Source organism: Streptomyces carpinensis (assembly GCF_002154505.1).
GTDB lineage: Bacteria > Actinomycetota > Actinomycetes > Streptomycetales > Streptomycetaceae > Streptomyces > Streptomyces carpinensis.
Genome location: NZ_MUBM01000385.1, coordinates 1 through 4,177, shown reverse-complemented (window position 1 = coordinate 4,177; position 4,177 = coordinate 1). Strand labels below are relative to the sequence as shown.

The window sequence follows — 4,177 nt, the reverse complement described above, 5'->3', positions numbered from 1 at the left end:
GGTGAAGCTTCGTCCTGGGCGACCGTCCCGTATCCGTTGAAGGCTCCCCTCCCTGATGGGAGGGGATTCTCCACCCTCCAGGGCTGATGTGGGGATTCACGGCTCAGGCCGCCACCTGAGCCGGCGGCTCAGGTGGTCTTACGCCCTCGGCACCGTCCGGGTTCCAACCTGCCCGGACCAGCATCACGCGGGCGGAGTTCTTGTCCCTGGGACAGACGGCTCCGCACGCGGTGCAGGCATAGGTTCTCAGCGACAGAGGCAGTGCGTGCTTGGTTCTCGCTCCGCACGTTGCGCAGTCCATCGTGGTGTGCGCCGGGTGCACGAGACGGACGTCCCGTGCGTGCTTGCGCCCCATCTCGACCAGAGCGCGTTTGGTGGCGGCGATGGCGGCATCGGCCGCCTTGCGGGCCATCGTGGTCTTCGCGAGGAACTTCGGCCTGAAGTCCTCCACCGCCACCCCGTCATGATCACGCATCACGGACTTGGCCCACTTGCGGGATGTGTCCTCCCGCTGCCGCGCGACCTTCCTGTGCAGCTTCGCCGCCTGTACCTGCGCCTTCCGGTAGCCCTTGGATACGGGCCGGCCCTTCGGGCTCCGGCGCCGGGCCATCATCCGCTGATAGCGGGCCAGCCCCTGAGCGGCCCGCTTGCCGTGCTCGGCATACGGGAGATCGTAGGCGTCATCCGTGGTGACGGCCGTCTCCTTCACACCCCAGTCCACGCCCAGGACGCGGCCAGTCTCCACAAGCGGCTCGACCTGGGCCGGGGCGACGAAGGACACATACCAGTGCCCGAGCGTGTCCTGGTACACGCGCACACTCGACGGCTCGGCCGGAAGGTCCCGCGACCACACCACCCTCAGCACGATCTGGCCCGCGAGGTGCAGACGACCGTCCTTGAGGCGGAAACCGCGCTTCGTGTAGTTGAGGCTCGGCCTGGCCTCCCGCTTCCTCTTCCAGCGGGGCATCCCCGCCCGGCGGTTCACCGGAAGCCCGTCCTTGATGTCCTTCAACGCCTTCGCCCTCGACCTGGCGAAGTCCCGAATCACCTGCTGCTGCGGCACCGACGCACCCGCAGCCAGCCACGGCGTCACCCGACGCGCCTCGGTCAGCATCCTGTCCAGCTGAGCCGGACCACACGTCAGCTTCTCACCTGTGGCCTTGCCGAGCAGGTGGATCTGCTTCGACTTGGCCACGCACTCGTTCCAGAGCCAGCGGCAGCGGTCCCACTCGGCTTCGAGTGCGCGCCGTGCGGTAGCAGACAGGCGCACACGGAAGGAGTACCGGGCATGCCCGGTCCCCTCCGTGGTCGCGTCTGGCGTCATGCATCCGAACATATAGGGGAGGACTGACAGTTGACGCCTCTTGATCGCCACGGGCTCGCTCACCTCGTCGCGGGTGGACGGTCTTTCGCCCTGGAGGCGAAGCCCCTATTTCCCGTCCTGCTCCGCAGGAGTCCGATTCCTCCCCGGCCTGAAGGCCGGGGCATCCCCGGAGGAACCCGGTGAACGCCGGTCCCGGCCCTGGGGCTTGGCACCGCGTAGCGTCCGGTCCGCGGGCGGAGGACCGGTGAAGCTTTCCGCGCCGGGGTGACCGAAGAAGAGCAGAGCAACCGGCGCAGGACGCTCAGCCGATGCGCCGATGCGCTGGTCGGCGGGGTGGCTTGCCCTCATGCCGCCTACAGGCGCGCGTGAACTCCGCCAGGTCAATACGCAGAAGCGGAACATCCGTTGTCGAGGACGACGCGATGCGCCGGCGCCCGCCCGTGCGGGTGTCGGCTGCATGCCCCTGTCCGCCTCCGACCAGCACGGCGGCCGGCGGTCCGATGCCCCGTACAGCACCGCGCCGCCGCGATCGGCCCTGGTGATGCCGCATGAGCGGACAGCAGTGCGATTTTGAACGAATGTCGGAATTGGATTGTTTGCGTTTGTCCTTCCGTTTCAGCTACTGTCCGGGACCTCCGGACGAATTGTTCGGAGACTTTGGACGGCGGGCGGCTCTCCCCCCGGTTCCGCCGTGCCCCGACTCCGCAGCCGGGTATCCGCATGACTCGGCTGCGGAGGCAGGGATTTCTTGCCGTCCACCAATCCTGCGGCGCGGCCGTGCAGACAATCTGCTGCTCGCTCACTGTCAGTCGGAACGCGCCGGCAGGTCTGGAACGAGCCCGGACAGCGGCCCAACGACCTGTTCGGACGTAACTCACCGGAACTCGTTTTGTTCACACACCAATTGAAGGATGAAAGGAGTTTTTCATGAACATGGACCAGCTCGAGGCCGAGACCGCGGAACTGCTGCCGGGGCGTGAGGCGCTCGGCAAGTTCTCGTTCAACTTCGCCAAGATGACCACCGTCACGAAGAAGGTGGCGCACGTGGACGCGCACAACGAATCGGCCGCGCTGAACCAGTGCTCGCCGTACGCGGTCGCCCAGTCCGAGGCCACGCAGGCCATCAGCGTGCAGCAGTAGCACGCGGACCAGGCGGGGCCGGGTCGGCGGACGGACCTGGCCCTGCCTGGCTCACCACGCGGATACGCACTGCGCGACGCCCGCTTCCTGGCTCGTGGTGCTCCATGAGGCCTCAGTCGCCATGGCCGTTGGCGGTGAATCCCGCGAGTGCGCGCCGGCCGTGTCGGCCCCGGTGGCCGAACGCCGTCTGCGGCGGGATCGCTTGCCCCGCACAGCACCGCGCACCCGCCGCCCGTGACCGGCCCTCATGCGGTCGTGCTCTCTTGGGCGGCTGCCGGGACGCAACGACACACAGACCTCACCCGCATTCGCCGCACGCCGCGCACATATGCCGAATCGTCAGAAGCGCCCAGGGGAGAAGACCATGCCGGCGTCCGAAGACAACAGCAGCCCCACCACGCTGCGTGCCCACGCTCCACACCCCGGACATTCCCCCGGGCAGGCGGCCGCCACCATCGCAGCCGATCCTCAGGCGCACCCGGCACCCGTCATGACGGCCGGCATCCCCGCATCCCCGAGCGCCGCGCCCGTCCCCCGACTGAGCCAGGGTCTGCAGACCCTCGGTGAATACAAGGGGTCGGGCTTCACCGAGCGCCGATACATCGTCCGCCGCGGCGACGGGCAGGTGATCCAGCTGTCGCGCCTGCTGTACCTCGTCGTCAGCAGCGTCGACGGCGTCCGCGACGCCGAGGCGATCTCCCACCGGGTCAGCGGCCGCTACGGGGCCGAAGTCACCACGGACAACATCGTCTACCTGGTGGAAAACAAGCTCACCCCGCTCGGGATCACCGTTCCCTTCGGAGACCACCCCGACGAGGTCGTCGCTCCCCGCTCCGATCTGCTGCTGGCACTGCGCGGCCACAAGGTGATCTTCCACGAGGCGCACGTGGCCCGCATCGCCGCCGCGCTCGCATGGCTGCACCAGCCCCTCGTGGTGGCGCTGACGCTGGCGGGCGTCGTCGTCATGGACGTCTGGCTCTTCGCCGTCCACGGAGCCATGACACCCGTGCTGCAGGTCCTCGAACAGCCGCTGTGGATGCTGATCCTCTTCGCGCTCACCGTGGCCTCCCTCCTCTTCCACGAGTTCGGGCACGCGTCGGCCTGCCGGTACAGCGGAGCAGTGCCCGGGAAGATCGGATGCGGCATCTTCCTGATCTGGCCGTCCATGTACACCGACGTCACCGACGTGTACCGGATCGGGAAGGCCGGCCGCCTGCGCACCGGGCTGGGCGGCGTCTACTTCAACGTCATCTTCATGCTCGTCCTCACCGCCGCCTACCTGCTCACCGGCCAGTCCTTCCTCCTCGCCGCGGTGTACCTCGCGCACTTCGAAGTCCTCGAGCAGCTCATGCCGGCGGTGCGGCTCGACGGCTACTACATCCTGGGCGACCTGGCCGGCGTGCCCGACCTGTACGGCAAGGTCAAGCCCATCCTGCTGAGCATGCTGCCCGGACACCACCCGGCGGCCGCGCAGGTGGCGGATCTCAAGCGCTCCGCGCGAACCATCGTGACGGTGTGGGTTTTGACCATGGTCCCGCTGCTGCTCGCCGAGGCGGCGTACGCCCTGTGGAACCTTCCGCGTCTGCTGGCCACCGCGGCTCGCGGCCTGCACGACCAATGCCTGGGAACGGTCGCGGCGTTCGCCGACGGCCACCTGGCGGCCGGGCTGGTCGGAGTGATCGGCACGCTCATGCTGCTGTGCCCGATGGCGGG

General features: G+C 68.4%; 3 protein-coding genes. 2 read left to right on the top strand and 1 reads right to left on the bottom strand.

The window, feature by feature from the left end:
• Positions 1-103: 103 nt before the first annotated feature.
• A complete protein-coding gene (locus BZY54_RS39660; protein WP_086730202.1) occupies positions 104-1,324 on the bottom strand; it encodes an RNA-guided endonuclease InsQ/TnpB family protein in 1,221 nt (406 codons plus the stop codon).
• Positions 1,325-2,251: 927 nt separating this feature from the next.
• Here BZY54_RS39660 and BZY54_RS39655 point away from each other — a divergent pair.
• A complete protein-coding gene (locus BZY54_RS39655) occupies positions 2,252-2,464 on the top strand; it encodes a hypothetical protein (protein WP_167414150.1) in 213 nt (70 codons plus the stop codon).
• 364 nt (positions 2,465-2,828) lie between these two features.
• A partial coding sequence (locus BZY54_RS39650) for a zinc metalloprotease (protein ID WP_425276358.1) occupies positions 2,829-4,177 on the top strand: 1,349 nt, incomplete at its 3' end.